At 61.4% G+C, this 223-nt stretch carries 1 pseudogene; it reads right to left on the bottom strand.

Annotated elements, in window-relative coordinates:
• A pseudogene (locus WFK98_RS27285) lies at nucleotides 1-223 on the bottom strand (hypothetical protein); the annotation flags it as partial.

The following is a 223-nucleotide window of genomic DNA, read 5'->3' as shown; positions in this document are numbered from 1 at the left end:
ATACGTCCCATCCGCAAGCTGGATGATCACGGTGTAGACGCTGGTATCAAGCTTCAGGGCGGCGGCAATCGCGGCCTGGATCGTGAGAAACGGCGCGCCCGACGTCAGACCGTCATTCGCGTCGTTTCCCGAGGTAGAAACATAAAACGTTCGATCCCCGGTCAACAGCTCGCGCGTCCGTTTCGCGATCGCCTGCCCCGTCCGCTCCGGCGTCATCAGCTTG

This window comes from Kaistia sp. MMO-174, from assembly GCF_037147815.1.
GTDB classification, from domain to species: domain Bacteria; phylum Pseudomonadota; class Alphaproteobacteria; order Rhizobiales; family Kaistiaceae; genus Kaistia; species Kaistia nematophila.
The sequence above is the reverse complement of the archived record's forward strand: the minus strand, read 5'-3'. Positions and strand labels throughout refer to the sequence as shown.